Consider the following 15,325-nt stretch of genomic DNA (forward strand, 5'->3'; position numbering starts at 1 on the left):
GGGTGACCGGCCCCTTCCCTCAGGCCCGCGCCGAGCCGGCCCCGGCGATATACCGCTCGTAGCCCTCGGCCTCAAGCTTGTCGGCCAGCTCCGGGCCGCCCTGCTCGACGATCCGGCCGGCGACGAAGACGTGCACGAAGTCCGGCTTGATGTAGCGCAGGATACGCGTGTAGTGGGTGATCAGCAGCAGGCCGGTGTCGCCGGTGTCGCGGACCCGGTTCACGCCCTCGCTGACCACCCGCAGCGCGTCGACGTCGAGGCCGGAGTCGGTCTCGTCGAGGATCGCGATCTTCGGCTTGAGCAGCTCGAGCTGCACGATCTCGTGCCGCTTCTTCTCGCCGCCGGAGAAGCCCTCGTTGACGTTGCGCTGGGCGAACGCCGGGTCCATCTGGAGGCGCTCCATCGCGCCGCGCAGCTCGCCGCCCCAGGTGCGCAGCTTCGGCGCCGTGCCGTCGATCGCGGTCTTGGCGGTACGCAGGAAGTTGGCCACCGAGACGCCGGGCACCTCGACCGGGTACTGCATGGCGAGGAAGAGCCCGGCGCGGGCCCGCTCGTCGACGGACATGGCGAGCACGTCCTCGCCGTCCAGGGTCACCGAGCCGCCGGTGATCTCGTACTTCGGGTGGCCGGCGATGGAGTACGCCAGGGTGGACTTGCCGGAGCCGTTCGGGCCCATGATGGCGTGGGTCTCACCCGAACCAACCGTCAGGTCTACCCCGTCGAGGATCGGCTTGAGCTGACCCTCGGGCAGCTTGACCGACACCTTCAGGTCGCGGATCTCCAGGGTGCTCATTATCGGGTCACTCCATTGCTCGGCATCGGGCGGCCGTCGGCGCCCACGGGAAGGTAGATGTCGCCGTCGCGGATCTCGACGGCGTACACGGGAACGGGTTCGGTGGCGGGCAGCCCGGTCGGATCACCCGTACGCAGGTCGAAACGGGAGCCGTGCAGCCAGCATTCCAGCGTGCAGCCCTCGACCTCGCCCTCGGAGAGGGCGACCGCGGCGTGCGAGCACTCGTCGTGCACGGCGTAGAACCGGTCGTCCTCGCCGTGCACGAGGGCTACCTGCGTGCCGTCGACGTCGGCGCTGATCACCGTGCCCTTCGGCACGTCCTCGGTGGCACAGATCCGGATCATCATGCGCCCGCCCGGGCCAGCCGGGCCTCGATCGCGTCGCCGAGCCGCACGCGCAGCTCCTCGACCGGGATCTTGTTGATCAGCTCGGCGAAGAAGCCGCGGACCACCAGGCGGCGGGCCTCGTCCTCCGGGATGCCCCGGGCCATCAGGTAGAACAGCTGCTCGTCGTCGAAGCGGCCGGTCGCGCTGGCGTGCCCGGCACCGGCGATCTCGCCGGTCTCGATCTCCAGGTTCGGCACGGAGTCGGCCCGGGCGCCGTCGCTGAGCAGCAGGTTCCGGTTGATCTCGTACGTGTCGGTGCCGGTCGCCTCGGCCCGGATCAGCACGTCACCCACCCAGACCGTGTGCGCGTCCGCGCCCTGCAACGCGCCCCGGTAGCCGACGTAGCTGCGGCAGTCCGGCACGTTGTGGTCGACGAGCTGGCGGTGCTCCAGGTGCTGGCCGCCGTCGGCGAAGTAGACGCCGTACAGCTCGGCCTCGCCGCCGCGCCCGGTGTACTCCACCGAGGTGTACTGCCGGACCAGGTCGCCGCCGAGGCTGACCTGGATGTGCACCACCTTGGCGTCCCGGCCGAGCTTCACCCTCAGGTGCTGGGCCTGCACCGCGTCGGCGGCCCAGTCGGCCACGGTGACCAGGGTCAGCTTCGCCCCGTCGGCCACCGACACCTCGACGTTGTCGGCGAGGGTCGCCGAGCCGACGTGCTCCAGCACCAGGGTCACCTCGGCGAACCGGCCCACGTCGACGAAGGTGTGCCCGAACGCCAGGTGCTCGGCGGCGTCGCCGACCACCCGCAGGCCCACCGGCTCGCCGACCACCGCGTCGCGGGCGACCTCCACCAGCAGCGCCTCGCCGGCCCCGCCGTACGCCAGGGCGCTGACCCGGTCGACCGGGGTGAGTACGCTGCCGACCCGCGGGTCGTCCTTGCCGATCCGGGAGACGGTGACGCCGGAGGGCAGGTCGCCGTGCTCGTGCCGGACCGCGCCGGTCGCGGCCTGGGCCTCGCCGACCAGCCCGCGCAGCCGCTTGAGCGGGGTGAAGCGCCACTCCTCCTCCAGGCCGGTGAGGGCCGGGAAGTCGGCGACGTCGTACGAGCGGAGCGCCTGCGACTTGGTGCTGGGCGGCGCGGAAGCCTGGGTAGTCATCTCTTCCTTGGTCTGCTCTGCGAAGACGGTGTCATTAACCGGAGGGCGGGTTGGGCTGGTCGCGGCGCGGCGCGACGGGTCGGGGCCGCGCCGGGGTCAGCCGACCGCGCCCTCCATCTGGAGTTCGATCAGGCGGTTCAGCTCCAGGGCGTACTCCATCGGGAGCTCCTTGGCGACCGGCTCGATGAAGCCTCGGACGATCATCGCCATCGCCTCGTCCTCGCTCAGGCCCCGGCTCATCAGGTAGAAGAGCTGGTCGTCGCTGATCTTGGAGACGGTCGCCTCGTGCCCCATCGACACGTCGTCCTCACGGATGTCGACGTACGGGTAGGTGTCCGAGCGGGAGATGGTGTCGACCAGCAGCGCGTCGCACTTGACCGTGCTGCGGCTGTGGTGCGAGCCCTCCAGCACCTGCACCAGGCCCCGGTACGAGGTGCGGCCGCCGCCCCGGGCGATCGACTTGGAGATGATGGTGGAGGAGGTGTGCGGCGCGGCGTGCACCATCTTGGCGCCGGCGTCCTGGTGCTGGCCCTCGCCGGCCATCGCCACCGAGAGCACCTCGCCCTTGGCGTGCTCGCCGGTCATGTAGACCGCCGGGTACTTCATGGTGACCTTGGAGCCGATGTTGCCGTCGACCCACTCCATGGTCGCGCCCTCGTGGCACACGGCCCGCTTGGTGACCAGGTTGTAGACGTTGTTCGACCAGTTCTGGATGGTCGTGTAGCGGCACCGGGCGTTCTTCTTGACGATGATCTCCACGACCGCGCTGTGCAGCGAGTCGGACGAGTACAGCGGCGCGGTGCAGCCCTCGACGTAGTGCACGTACGCGCCCTCGTCGACGATGATCAGCGTCCGCTCGAACTGGCCCATGTTCTCGGTGTTGATCCGGAAGTACGCCTGGAGCGGGATCTCCACCTGCACCCCCTTCGGCACGTAGATGAACGAGCCGCCGGACCACACGGAGGTGTTCAGCGCGGCGAACTTGTTGTCGCCGACCGGGATCACCGTGCCGAAGTACTCCTTGAAGACGTCCTCGTGCTCCTTGAGCGCGGTGTCGGTGTCCAGGAACAGGACGCCCTGCTCCTCAAGGTCCTCGCGGATCTTGTGGTAGACGACCTCGGACTCGTACTGTGCCGCGACGCCGGCGACCAGCCGCTGCTTCTCCGCCTCGGGGATGCCCAGCCGGTCGTACGTGTTCTTGATGTCCTCGGGCAGGTCCTCCCAGCTGGTGGCCTGCTTCTCCGTGGACCGGACGAAGTACTTGATGTTGTCGAAGTCGATCCCGGTGAGATCGGCGCCCCACGCCGGCATCGGCTTGCGGCCGAACAGCCGCAGGCCCTTCAGGCGCAGGTCGAGCATCCAGGCGGGCTCGCTCTTCTTCGCCGAGATGTCCCGCACCACAGCCTCGTTGAGGCCGCGCTGGGCGGTGGCGCCGGCGACGTCGGAGTCGGCCCAGCCGTACTCGTAGCGACCGAGGGCGGCGAGCTGCTCCTCCTGGGTCAAAGGCTGGACGATCTGCTCGGTCATCTATCTGTCCTCACAGTGGTGACGGTTCTACCGGACTGGGCACGCGGCTGGGCGGGGATGTGCGTGGTGCACACCCCGTCGCCGTGCGCGATGGTGGCCAGGCGCTGCACGTGAGTGCCGACCAGGCGGGAGATCACCGCGGTCTCGGCCTCGCACAGCTGGGGAAACTCGGCGGCCACGTGCGCCACCGGGCAGTGATGCTGACAGAGCTGACCGCCGGAGGCGATCGTGGACGCGCTGGCGGCGTAGCCCTCGGCCGTCAGCGCCCCGGCGAGCGCCTCGGCCCGCGCCAGGGGGTCGTCGCCGGCGGTCTCCATGGCGGCCCGACAGCGGTCCTCCAGGGCGGAGACCTGGTCGGCCGCGAACGCCTCCACCGCCTTGGTACCGCTGTTGCGGGCGATCCAGCGCAGCGCGGCGGTGGCGATGTTGTCGTAGTGGTGGGTGCCGCAGCGACCCCGGGCCGCGTCCGTCAGCACGAACACCTTCGCGGGGCGGCCCCGCCCCCGGCTGCCCCGGACGGTCTGCTCACGAGCGGTCACGTCGCCGTCGACCAGCATCGCGTCGAGGTGCCGGCGGATCGCCGCCGGGCTGAGCCCGAGCGCCGAGCCGAGTTGCGCGGCGGTGGTCGCCCCCCGCTCCAGCAGCAGCTGGGTCACCCGGTCCCGGGTGGAGAGATCGGCCACGGCGGAACCGGCGGGCACGGACGCACCAGCGACCGGACCGGTCACCGGCTGTCGCCCGGAAAGCGCCGCCACGTTTTTCACAACGCCAACGTTACGTAATTCGTCGGAGGCCCGCAAACCCGGGCTGGTGATCCGAGCCACCAGCGCGGCGGAGTCACCCGATCGGGCTCCACTACGTTGCGTAGGATTTGCCCCGTGAAGCGATCCGTCCGGTTCCCGGCCTCCACCACCCTGCTGCGCCGCCTGGCGCTCGCCTCGATCATCGCGAACGTGGCCATCGTGGTCACCGGCGGGGCGGTCCGGCTGACCGCGTCCGGCCTCGGCTGCCCCACCTGGCCCAGGTGCACCGACGGGTCGTACACGACGACGTCGGAAATGGGCGTGCACGGCGTCATCGAGTTCGGCAACCGGCTGCTCACCTTCGCCGTCGGCGCGATCGCGCTGGCGGTGGTGGTGGGCGTGCTGCTACACGGGACGCGGCGAAAGGCCCTGCTGCCGCTGGCGATCGGGGTGCTGTTCGGCATCCCCGCGCAGGCGATCCTCGGCGGGATCACCGTGCTGACCAACCTGAACCCATGGGTGGTCGGCCTGCACTTCCTCGCCTCGATGGCGGTGATCGCGGTCGCGTACGCGCTCTGGCGGCGCATCGACGAACCGGACGGCCCGACGGCGCCCACGGTGCCGGGGCCGCTGCGGGCGCTGACGCTGGTCACCACCGTGGCGAGCGTCGCGGTGCTGGTGATCGGCACCTGGGTCACCGGCAGCGGCCCGCACGCCGGCGACCAGGGCGCGGCCCGCAACGGCCTCGACCCGCAGTCGATCTCGCAGGTGCACGCCGACGGGGTTTTCCTGCTGATCGGGCTCTCGGTGGCGCTGGTCTTCGCGTTCCGCGCGGTCGGCGCCCGACGGGCCGAGCGGGCCGCCCTCGCGCTGGTCGCGGTGGAGCTGAGCCAGGGCCTGATCGGCTTCGTCCAGTACTTCACCCACCTGCCCGGGGCGCTGGTCGCAGCGCACATGCTCGGCTCGTGCCTGGTCCTGCTCGCCACCCTCGCGGTGCTCTGGTCGACCCGGGAACGCCACTCGACCGAGGCACCCACGACCCCCACACCAACCGAAACCCCCACCCCCGCCCTCACCCCCGCCTGACGCCCCCACAGCCGCATCCCCACACCCCACGCACCCCCCGCCCGCAAATTCACGGAAAGAGTGGCCTCGCGGGGGTGCGAGGCCACTCTTTCCGTGAATTTGCGCGGCCCAAGGCGGCGCGGGGCGCGGCCCACGGCGGCGCGGGGCGCGGCCCACGGCGGCGCGGGGCGCGGCCCACGGCGGCGCGGGGCGCGGCCCACGGCGGCGCGGGGCGCGGCCCACGGCGGCGCGGGGCGCGGCGGGTCAGTGGGGCTGGGGGAGGTGGGTGAGGATGGCGTCGGCCAGGCGGTCGGGGGCGCCGTCGGCGTACCCGAGGAACAGGGAGGGCTCGGTCAGTTCCAGCTCGACCAGCACGGGTGACCCGTCGGGGCCCGGGATGAGGTCGACCCGGGCGTAGAGCAGGCGCTCCGACCCGCCCGGGACCGCCGCCAGCACCCGCTCGGCGACGGCGAGCTGGTCGGGGGCGGCCGTCCGGGAGCTGATGTCCTCGGCCTTGTACAGCCCGTCGGGGCCCAGGTCGGGGCCGGTCAGCATCGGGCCCTTGCGGATCGCGTGACTGAACCGGAGCCCGTCCGGCCCGGCCAGGTACAGCAGCGCGGTCTCCCCGGCGGTGTCCACCGCCGTCAGGTACGGCTGGACCATGGCCACCCGGCCGGCCCGTGACAGCCGCCGCACGTGGGCCGTGGCCAGCTCGCGGTGCCCGGGATCGGCCAGGTCGTACCGGCCGGTGTCCTGGCTGCCGGCGCTGACCGCCGGCTTGACCACGTACTCGCCGTGGGTGGCGGGCGGTTCCCAGCTCTCCCCCGGCAGGACCCAGCCGGTCGGCACGGTGGGCACGCCGGCGGCCGACAGTTCGCCGAGGTAGCGCTTGTCGGTGTTCCAGCGCACCACGTCGGCCGGGTTGACCAGCCGGGGCACGGTGTCGGCCCAGGCCACGAACTCGTCGCGGCGCAGCGCATAGTCCCAGGGCGCGCGGATCACGACCAGGTCGTACGCGGCCCAGTCGACCGCCGGGTCGTCCCAGCGGGCGACGGTGACCTGAACGCCGCGCCCGGTCAGCGGGGCGAGCAGGAGCCGGTTGTCCGGGTCGAGGTCGGGCAGCTCGGCGCACGTGACGACAGCGACCCGGGGTTCCCCCCGGGTCGACTGGTGGTGGTGTTCGGTCATCTCTGGATCAACGGGCCATCGCGCGCCGGGCCATCGACCGCCAGAGGTCGTTGCTCGGGCGCATCTGGTCCATCAGCTCCCGCTCCCAGGCGTTCTCGACGGTGACCCCCGCCCTGGCGCACGCCTCCCGCGCGACGCCGGTGTCGTCCGCGAACTGGTCGCCCCAGGCCCCGTCGGAGCCCACGAGGACGATGCGCGCGCCGCGCTTGCCGACGTACTCGATGACCGCCTTCGCCCCACCGTGCCCGGCGGCGAACGACTTGATGCTCGCGACCAGACCGTTGGGGGTCTGGTCGGCGACGGTCTGCTGAGCCGCCAGCGTCGGATCGGAACCTTCTGCCATGACGCGAAGCCTAAGCAGAGTTCCCTGGTGACGTGTGAGAACCATGAACTATTTGTGATGCCCGTTACCCGACCGTTTAAGGAAGCCCACAGGCACTTTGCCCGCATTTATCCGACTTAACCGGTCATATCTCGGCGACAAAGTCACCCGTTGTTACCTGAGTTGAGTGAACCCGACTCAGGGTGAAAATTATTCTGATAGGTCACCAAAGTGGATAAGTCATCAACGATGATGACTTGTCGGGGCGACCTGGCAGGACCACCGGCCGCCGGAGCCGGGGCGGGGATACGGCGCGGGCCGGGACCCGACGGCCCCGGCCCGCGTCCTCGCGGAGACCGCGTCAGATCAGGGCGTCCACGGCGACGGCGGCGAACAGGATGGTCAGGTAGACGTACGACCAGTGGAACAGCCGCATCGGCTTGACCGCCCCGCCCCGGGCCACCTGGCGGCACAGCTTGTGCGCCTCGTACACGAAGACCCCGCCGGAAACCAGGGCGGTGACGCCGTAGATGGCGCTCATCCCGAGCGGCCAGACGGCCAGCGAGGAGAACAGGGTCAGCCAGGCGAAGCCGATGATCTCGGCGTTGACCCGGCGGGTCGAGGCGACCACCGGCAGCATCGGGATGCCGGCGCGGGCGTAGTCCGCCTTGTATTTCATGGCGAGGGGGTAGAAGTGCGGCATCTGCCAGAAGAAGACCACCGCGAACAACGCCCACGCCGCCGGCGCCAGCGAGCCGGTCACCGCGGCCCAGCCGATCAGCACCGGGGCCGCCCCGCACGCGCCGCCCCAGAAGGTGTTCTGCGGCGTGGTCCGCTTCAGCCAGAGCGTGTAGACCAGGTCGTAGTAGGCGATCGCGGCCAGGGTGAGGCCGGCGGCCAGCAGGTTGGTGAACGCGGCCATCAGGGCCACCGAGATCACCGCCAGCACCAGCCCGAAGATCAGCGCGCTGCGCGGCGAGACGGTGTGCGTCGGCAGCGGGCGGCGCTTGGTGCGCCGCATGAGCTGGTCGATGTCCCGGTCGATGTAGCAGTTGAGCACGCTGGCCGCGCCGGCGGCGAGCGAGCCGCCCACCAGCACCACCGCCATCAGCCACAGCGAGGGCATGCCTCCCTCGGCCAGCATCATCGCCGGGATGGTCGTGACCAGCAGCAGCTCGACGATGCGGGGCTTGGTCAGCGAGACGTACGCCGAGACCACCGCCCGGACGTCCCGCCGGGGCACCGCGGGCGCCTCGGTCACCGTGCGCACCGGCGGCTGCCCGGCAGAGTTGCTGACGGGGCGCTCGGTGATCATGCTCACGGATTGCCACCTTCCGGCGTCGGCAGGGGGGTCGGATTGGTCGGACCCGTCCGGGTCCACACACCGATCCACACACTACGCGTCGTCGTTTTGGCTGCCCCCGCGACCCGACAAGGGTGCGGGCCGTCACACCCTGGTGGGACGGCCGAACCGGGCGGACCCGCACGGACCGGCATACGGAGATCCCTGGGCGCACGTTTAGGGCCGCTCGATAGGGTCATCACTGAGGGTTCCGCCCAACTGCCGAGGAGCACAACCATCGTGGCTGCCAACCGACCCGAGCAACCCGCACTCAACTGGTCCGACCTCGACCGCCGGGCCGTCGACCTCGTCCGCGTGCTGGCCATGGACGCCGTGGAGAAATCCGGCAACGGCCACCCCGGTACGGCGATGAGCCTCGCCCCCGCGGCGTACCTCCTGTTCAACCGGGTGATCCGGCACAACCCGGCCGACCCGAACTGGGCGGGCCGGGACCGGTTCGTGCTCTCCGCCGGCCACTCCAGCCTGACCCTCTACATCCAGCTCTTCCTCTCCGGCTACCCGCTGGGCCTGGACGACCTCAAGGCGCTGCGGCAGTGGGGCTCACTCACCCCGGGTCACCCGGAGCACGGGCACACCCCGGGCGTGGAGACCACCACCGGCCCGCTCGGCCAGGGCCTGGGCAACGCGGTCGGCATGGCGATGGCGGCCCGCCGCGAGCGCGGCCTGTTCGACCCGGAGTCCGAGGCCGGCGCGTCGGTGTTCGACCACGACATCTGGTGCATCGTCTCCGACGGCGACGTCGAGGAGGGCATCAGCCACGAGGTCAGCGCGCTCGCCGGGCACCAGCAGCTCGGCAACCTCACGGTGATCTACGACGACAACGAGATCTCGATCGAGGACGACACCCGCATCGCCAAGAGCGAGGACGTCGCGGCCCGCTACGAGGCGTACGGCTGGCACGTGCAGACCGTCGACTGGCGCACCGGCGACGCCGACCAGGGCGACTACCACGAGGACGTCGAGGCGCTGCACCGGGCGCTGCTGGCGGCGAAGGCCGAGACCGGCCGCCCCTCGTTCGTCGCGCTGCGCACCATCATCGGCTGGCCCGCCCCGAACAAGCAGAACACCGGCAAGATCCACGGCTCGGCGCTGGGCGCCGACGAGGTGGCCGCCACCAAGCAGCTCCTCGGCTTCGACCCGGCCCAGAGCTTCGAGGTCGACGAGCAGGTCCTCGGCCACGCCCGCCGGGTGCTGGAGCGCGGCGCGCAGGCCCAGCAGGAGTGGGAGAAGGCGTACGAGGGCTGGGCGAAGGCCAACCCGGAGCGCAAGGCGCTGTGGGACCGGATGTCCCAGCGGGTGCTGCCGGAGGGCTGGACCGAGGCGCTGCCGACCTTCCCCGCCGACGCCAAGGGCGTCGCCACCCGGGCGGCGTCGGGCAAGGTGCTGGAGGCCCTCGCCCCGGTGCTGCCCGAGCTGTGGGGCGGCTCGGCCGACCTGGCGGAGAGCAACAACACCACGATGAAGGGCGAGCCGTCGTTCATCCCGGCGGCGCACGCGACCAAGGACTTCCCGGGCCACGAGTACGGCCGCACGCTGCACTTCGGCATCCGCGAGCACGCCATGGGCGCGATCCTCAACGGCATCTCCCTGCACGGCGGCACCCGCCCGTACGGCGGCACCTTCCTGGTGTTCAGCGACTACATGCGCCCGTCGGTGCGGCTCGCCGCGCTGATGAAGCTGCCGGTGGTCTACGTCTGGACGCACGACTCGATCGGCCTCGGTGAGGACGGCCCGACCCACCAGCCGGTGGAGCACCTGACCGCGCTGCGGGCCATCCCCGGCCTGGACGTGGTCCGGCCGGCCGACGCGAACGAGACCGCCTGGGCGTGGCGGCAGGCGCTGGAGCACACCGACCGGCCGACCGCGCTGGCGCTGAGCCGCCAGCCGCTGCCGACCCTGGACCGTTCGACCCTTGGCGGTGCCGAGGGCGTCACCAAGGGCGGCTACGTGCTGGCCGAGGCGTCCAACGGCAAGCCGCAGGTGATCATCGTCGGAACCGGGTCGGAGGTGCAGCTCTGCCTCACCGCCCGGGAGCGGCTGGAGGCCGACGGCACCCCCACCCGGGTGGTGTCGATGCCGTGCCAGGAGTGGTTCTTCGCGCAGGACGAGGCATACCGGGAGTCGGTCCTGCCTCGCGGGGTAAAGGCACGGGTGAGCGTGGAGGCGGGCATCGGCATGTCCTGGCGCGGGATCGTCGGTGACTCCGGCGAGAGCGTGAGCCTGGAGCACTACGGCGCGAGCGCCCCGCACTCCGTGCTCTTCGAGCAGTTCGGGTTCACCCCCGACCGGATCGTGGCCGCCGCGCACGCGGCGCTGACCCGGGTGGGCGACATCACCGGTTTCACGACCGGCAACTGAGGGGAGCGTGGACGGCATGACGGACAGGCTTAGTGAACTCACCGCCACCGGGGTGGCCGTGTGGCTCGACGATCTCTCCCGGGTGCGGCTGAGCTCCGGCGGGCTGGACCAGCTCCGCCGGGAGAAGCACGTGGTCGGGGTGACCACCAACCCGACGATCTTCGCCAAGGCGCTCGCCGACGCCGACGAGTACGACTGGCAGCTGCGCGACCTCGCCACCCGTGGGGTGGAGGTGGAGGAGTCGGTGCGCATGCTCACCACGTACGACGTGCGGTGGGCGTGCGACGTGATGCGCCCGTCGTACGACGGCAGCCACGGCGTCGACGGTCGGGTCTCCATCGAGGTGGACCCGCGGCTGGCCCACGAGACCGACAAGACGGTCGCCGAGGCCAAGGCGCTGTGGTGGCTGGTCGACCGGCCGAACCTGTTCATCAAGATCCCGGCCACCGAGGCGGGCCTGCCGGCGATCACCGCGACCCTGGCCGAGGGGATCAGCGTCAACGTCACGCTGATCTTCGGCCTGGACCGCTACTCGCAGGTGATGGAGGCGTTCCTCGCCGGCCTGGAGCAGGCGCGGGCCAACGGCCACGACCTGTCGAAGATCGGCTCGGTGGCGTCGTTCTTCGTCTCCCGGGTCGACTCCGACGTCGACAAGCGGCTGGAGAAGATCGGCTCCGACGAGGCCAAGGCGCTGCGCGGCAAGGCCGCCGTCGCCAACGCCCAGCTCGCGTACGAGCGCTACTGCGAGGTCTTCTCCTCCGACCGGTGGCGGTCCCTGGCCGACGCGGGCGCCCACCCGCAGCGCCCGCTGTGGGCGTCCACCTCGACGAAGAACCCGGACTACCGGGACGTCATCTACGTCGAGGAGCTGATCGCCCCCGGCACGGTCAACACGATGCCGGAGTCGGTCATCCACGCGTTCGCCGAGCACGGCGAGGCCCGGGGCGACACCATCACCGGCGCGTACGACGCGGCCCGCAAGGTCTTCACCGACCTGGAGTCCGTCGGCGTCGACATGTCCGACGTGATCGACACCCTGGAGCGGGAGGGCGTGGAGAAGTTCGAGGCGAGCTGGCTGGAGCTGCTCGACGGGGTGCGCAAGTCGCTCGCCGCGGCGGGCCAGGGCACCGGGCGGCCCGGCCGGGCCGCGCAGGGCAACGCGCAGGCCGCCCAGCAGGCTGGCGGCAACGCGTGACCGACGCTCGTGGACGCGTCCCGGGGCACCGCCCCGGGACGCCCCGCGCCGCCCACCGGTGGCGCGGGGCGGCCACGTGAGCGACCTGCTCACCGGCCCGGCGGACGCGTCCGCCGGGCTGGTCGTGCACGGCGCGGACGCGGTCGACCGGTCCGCGCCCGCGTCGACCCGGGACGCCCTGGTGACCCGGGGCGTCCCGGCGCGACTGGCCGCGAAGGACCCCACGCTGTGGGGGCCGGAGGCCGAGGCCGAGGCGAGGACCCGGCTCGGCTGGCTGGACACCCACCGGCGCAGCCGGGAGCTGCTCCCCCAGCTCGCCGAGCTGACCGCCGAGCTGGCGGACCTGGACCACGTGGTGCTCGCCGGGATGGGCGGCTCGTCGCTGGCCCCCGAGGTGATCACCCGCACCCTGGGCCGGCCGCTGACCGTGCTGGACGGCACCGACCCGGGCCAGGTCCGGGCTGCGCTGGCCGACCGGCTGGAGCGCACCGTGGTGGTGCTGGCCAGCAAGTCCGGCAGCACGGTGGAGACCGACAGCCACCGGCGGGCCTACCTCCAGGCGTTCCTCGACGCCGGGCTGACCGAGGCGGAGGCCGGCCGGCACTTCGTGGTGGTCACCGACCCGGGGTCCCCGCTGGAGTCCGTCGCCGCCGAGTTGGGCGCGATCACCGTGCTCGCCGACCCGCAGGTGGGCGGCCGGTACTCGGCGCTGACCGCGTTCGGGCTGGTGCCTGCGGCGCTGGCCGGGGTCGAGGTGACCGAGCTGCTCGACCAGGCCGAGGCGCTGTCGCAGTCGCTGGCCGGGGACACCGACAACCCGGGCCTGGCACTGGGCGCCGCCCTCGGCGCGGCAGCCACCGGGGGCCGGGACAAGGTCGCCCTGATCGGCGACGGCACCGGGATCGACGGGCTCGGCGACTGGATCGAGCAGCTGCTCGCCGAGTCCACCGGCAAGGCCGGCCTCGGCATCCTGCCGGTCGTGCTGGAGTCCCCCGACGCCCCCGGCGGCGCCGGCCCGGACGTGCTCACCGTCAGCTACGGCGGGGCGTTGTCCCCCGGGGTCGTCCCCGGTGGCGGGTGCGCGCCGGACCTCGCGGTCAACGGTCCGCTCGGCGCCCAGTTCCTGACCTGGGAGTACGCCACGGCGGTGGCCGGCGCGGTGCTCGGGGTGAACCCGTTCGACCAGCCGAACGTCGCCGAGAGCAAGGAGAACACCGCACGCATCCTGGCCTCGGCCGCGCCGGCGGAGCCGCCGTCGTCGACCACGGGCGCGATCGAGGTGTACGCCCCGGCGGGCAGCCCCGGCGACCTGGCCGGCGCGCTGCGGCACCTGCTCGACGGCATCGGCGACGGCTACCTCGCCGTACTGGCGTACCTGGACCGGCTCGCCGACGCCGACGCGGCCCGGCTGCGTCCGCTGCTCGCCCAGGCTGCCGGCCGGCCGGTCACCTTCGGCTGGGGGCCGCGCTTCCTGCATTCCACCGGCCAGTACCACAGGGGTGGTCCTCAGGTGGGCCGTTACCTCCAGTTGACCGGTACCGTCGACAATGATCTGCACGTGCCCGGGAAGCCTTATTCCTTCGGGGAGCTCCAGGCTGCCCAGGCCGCGGGCGACCGGCAGGCCCTGGCCGGCCGGGGGCGTCCGGTGCTGCGGCTGCACCTGACCGACCGGTCGGCGGGAGTGGCCCAGCTGCTCGACGCGGTCCGGCAACTACGAACCTGACGATGGACGACGTGACACCAGCGGAGCGAGGAGGCGGCGTGAACCCGCTGCGCGACGCGCAGGACCGGCGGCTGCCGCGGATCCCGGAGCCCTGCGCTCTGGTGATCTTCGGGGTGACCGGTGACCTGGCGCGGAAGAAGCTGCTACCGGCGGTCTACGACCTGGCGAACCGAGGGCTGCTGCCACCCGGTTTCGTGGTCCTGGGCTTCGCCCGGCGCGACTGGGGCGACGGAGACTTCGAGTCGCTGGCCCATGACGCGGCCAAGCAGCACGCCCGGACACCCTGGCGGGAGGAGGTCTGGGCCCGGCTGGCCGGCAACATCAAGTTCGTCGGCGGCTCGTTCGACGACGACGACGCCTTCGACCAGCTCAACCGGGCACTTGACGAGCTGCGCGGCACCCACGGCATCCACGGCAACGCGGCCTTCTACTTCTCCATCCCCCCGACGGCGTTCCCCGTGGTGCTCAAGCAGCTCGCCCGCACCGGGATGGCCGACAACGCCAAGTCCGGCGGCTGGCGGCGGGTGGTGGTGGAAAAGCCCTTCGGGCACGACCTGCCCTCGGCGAAGGAGCTCAACGACCTCGTCGACGACGTGTTCACCCGGCAGGACGTCTTCCGGATCGACCACTACCTGGGCAAGGAGACGGTCCAGAACATCCTGGCCCTGCGGTTCGCCAACAGCCTGTTCGAGCCGCTGTGGAACTCCAAGTACGTCGACTCGGTGCAGATCACGATGGCCGAGGACGTCGGCATCGGCAGCCGGGCCGGCTTCTACGACTCGGTCGGCACCGCCCGGGACGTCTTCCAGAACCACCTGCTCCAGCTCCTGGCGCTGGTGGCGATGGAGGAGCCGACCAGCTTCGACGCCGACGAGATCCGGGCCGAGAAGCTGAAGGTGCTCAAGGCGATCACCCTGCCTAAGGACGTCTCCCGGGGCACCGTGCGCGGGCAGTACCTGCCGGGCTGGGTCGCCGGGCAACGGGCCGTCGGCTACCTGGACGAGGAGGGCGTCCCGGCGGACTCCACCACGGAGACGTATGTGGCCGTCGAGCTGGGCATCCAGAACCGCCGCTGGGCGGGGGTGCCGTTCTACATCCGGGCCGGCAAGCGGCTGCCCCGGCGGGTGACCGAGGTGGCCATCATGTTCAAGAAGGCCCCGCACCTGCCGTTCAACGCGGCCGACATGGAGATGCTCGGCAACAACCAGCTCGTCATCCGGGTGCAGCCGGACGAGGGCGTGGTGCTGAAGTTCGGCTCCAAGGTGCCGGGCACCACGATGGAGGTCCGCGACATCGCGATGGACTTCCAGTACGGCGAGGCGTTCACCGAGTCCAGCCCCGAGGCGTACGAGCGGCTGGTGTTGGACGTGCTGATCGGCGACCGTACCCTCTTCCCCGACGCCGCCGAGGTCGAGCAGAGCTGGGCGGTGGTGGACCCGCTGGAGCACGCCTGGGAGGGCACGAGGCCGGAGCCGTACCGGGCCGGCGAGTGGGGTCCCCGGGCCGCCGACGAGATGCTGGCCCGCGAGGGCCGGGTGTGGCGGAGAGCGTGAGCGGGCACA

13 protein-coding genes are annotated in these 15,325 nt (G+C 71.7%); 5 read left to right on the forward strand and 8 right to left on the reverse strand.

Annotated elements, in window-relative coordinates:
- Nucleotides 1-19: 19 nt before the first annotated feature.
- The 5 genes from sufC to GVV04_RS22120 all read right to left on the reverse strand — a co-directional run bounded on the left by sufC (nt 20) and on the right by GVV04_RS22120 (nt 4,570).
- A complete protein-coding gene (gene sufC / locus GVV04_RS22100) occupies nt 20-793 on the reverse strand; it encodes a Fe-S cluster assembly ATPase SufC (protein WP_161690021.1) in 774 nt (257 codons plus the stop codon).
- Entirely contained in the window at nt 793-1,137 is a 345-nt protein-coding gene (locus GVV04_RS22105; RefSeq protein WP_161690554.1) for a non-heme iron oxygenase ferredoxin subunit, read from the reverse strand. Before GVV04_RS22105 ends, sufC begins: the two co-directional genes overlap by 1 nt.
- Nucleotides 1,137-2,279: a Fe-S cluster assembly protein SufD gene (gene sufD, locus GVV04_RS22110; protein ID WP_161690022.1), complete on the reverse strand. Its 1,143-nt coding sequence runs from the start codon at nt 2,277-2,279 to the stop codon at nt 1,137-1,139. The genes GVV04_RS22105 and sufD overlap by 1 nt, the downstream gene beginning before the upstream one ends.
- Nucleotides 2,280-2,375: 96 nt before the next feature.
- Nucleotides 2,376-3,806 (reverse strand): Fe-S cluster assembly protein SufB, encoded by a 1,431-nt coding sequence (sufB, locus tag GVV04_RS22115; protein WP_161690023.1) that lies wholly within the window; start codon nt 3,804-3,806, stop codon nt 2,376-2,378.
- On the reverse strand, nt 3,803-4,570 hold the full coding sequence (locus tag GVV04_RS22120; protein ID WP_161690024.1) for a helix-turn-helix transcriptional regulator: 768 nt from the start codon (nt 4,568-4,570) through the stop codon (nt 3,803-3,805). The genes sufB and GVV04_RS22120 overlap by 4 nt, the downstream gene beginning before the upstream one ends.
- A gap of 96 nt (nt 4,571-4,666) precedes the next feature.
- Here GVV04_RS22120 and GVV04_RS22125 point away from each other — a divergent pair, with 96 nt between their 5' ends.
- A complete protein-coding gene (locus GVV04_RS22125; RefSeq protein WP_201753939.1) occupies nt 4,667-5,635 on the forward strand; it encodes a COX15/CtaA family protein in 969 nt (322 codons plus the stop codon).
- A 243-nt stretch (nt 5,636-5,878) separates the two neighbouring features.
- On the opposite strand, the gene GVV04_RS22130 is transcribed toward GVV04_RS22125, so the two are convergent.
- The 3 genes from GVV04_RS22130 to GVV04_RS22140 all read right to left on the reverse strand — a co-directional run bounded on the left by GVV04_RS22130 (nt 5,879) and on the right by GVV04_RS22140 (nt 8,445).
- Nucleotides 5,879-6,802 (reverse strand): ATP-grasp domain-containing protein, encoded by a 924-nt coding sequence (locus tag GVV04_RS22130; RefSeq protein ID WP_161690026.1) that lies wholly within the window; start codon nt 6,800-6,802, stop codon nt 5,879-5,881.
- Nucleotides 6,803-6,809: 7 nt separating this feature from the next.
- Nucleotides 6,810-7,145, reverse strand: coding sequence for a hypothetical protein (locus GVV04_RS22135; RefSeq protein WP_161690027.1), 336 nt, complete (start codon nt 7,143-7,145; stop codon nt 6,810-6,812).
- A 340-nt stretch (nt 7,146-7,485) separates the two neighbouring features.
- On the reverse strand, nt 7,486-8,445 hold the full coding sequence (locus GVV04_RS22140) for a heme o synthase (protein ID WP_161690028.1): 960 nt from the start codon (nt 8,443-8,445) through the stop codon (nt 7,486-7,488).
- Between the two features lie 261 nt (nt 8,446-8,706).
- On the opposite strand from GVV04_RS22140, the gene tkt reads away from it, so the two are divergent.
- From tkt to zwf, 4 genes are all read left to right on the forward strand, one after another.
- Nucleotides 8,707-10,845 carry a transketolase gene (gene tkt / locus GVV04_RS22145; RefSeq protein WP_161690029.1) on the forward strand — a complete coding sequence of 713 codons (2,139 nt, stop codon included), beginning with the start codon at nt 8,707-8,709 and terminating at the stop codon, nt 10,843-10,845.
- 16 nt (nt 10,846-10,861) lie between these two features.
- Nucleotides 10,862-12,040, forward strand: a complete 1,179-nt coding sequence (tal, locus tag GVV04_RS22150; RefSeq protein ID WP_161690030.1) for a transaldolase — start codon at nt 10,862-10,864, stop codon at nt 12,038-12,040.
- Nucleotides 12,041-12,116: 76 nt separating this feature from the next.
- Complete coding sequence (locus GVV04_RS22155) at nt 12,117-13,763, forward strand: glucose-6-phosphate isomerase (RefSeq protein WP_161690031.1); 1,647 nt, start codon at nt 12,117-12,119, stop codon at nt 13,761-13,763.
- 2 nt (nt 13,764-13,765) lie between these two features.
- Complete coding sequence (gene zwf, locus GVV04_RS22160; protein WP_161690032.1) at nt 13,766-15,316, forward strand: glucose-6-phosphate dehydrogenase; 1,551 nt, start codon at nt 13,766-13,768, stop codon at nt 15,314-15,316.
- Nucleotides 15,317-15,325: the final 9 nt, after the last annotated feature.

The sequence above is a fragment of the Micromonospora rubida genome (assembly GCF_009908295.1).
GTDB lineage: Bacteria > Actinomycetota > Actinomycetes > Mycobacteriales > Micromonosporaceae > Micromonospora > Micromonospora rubida.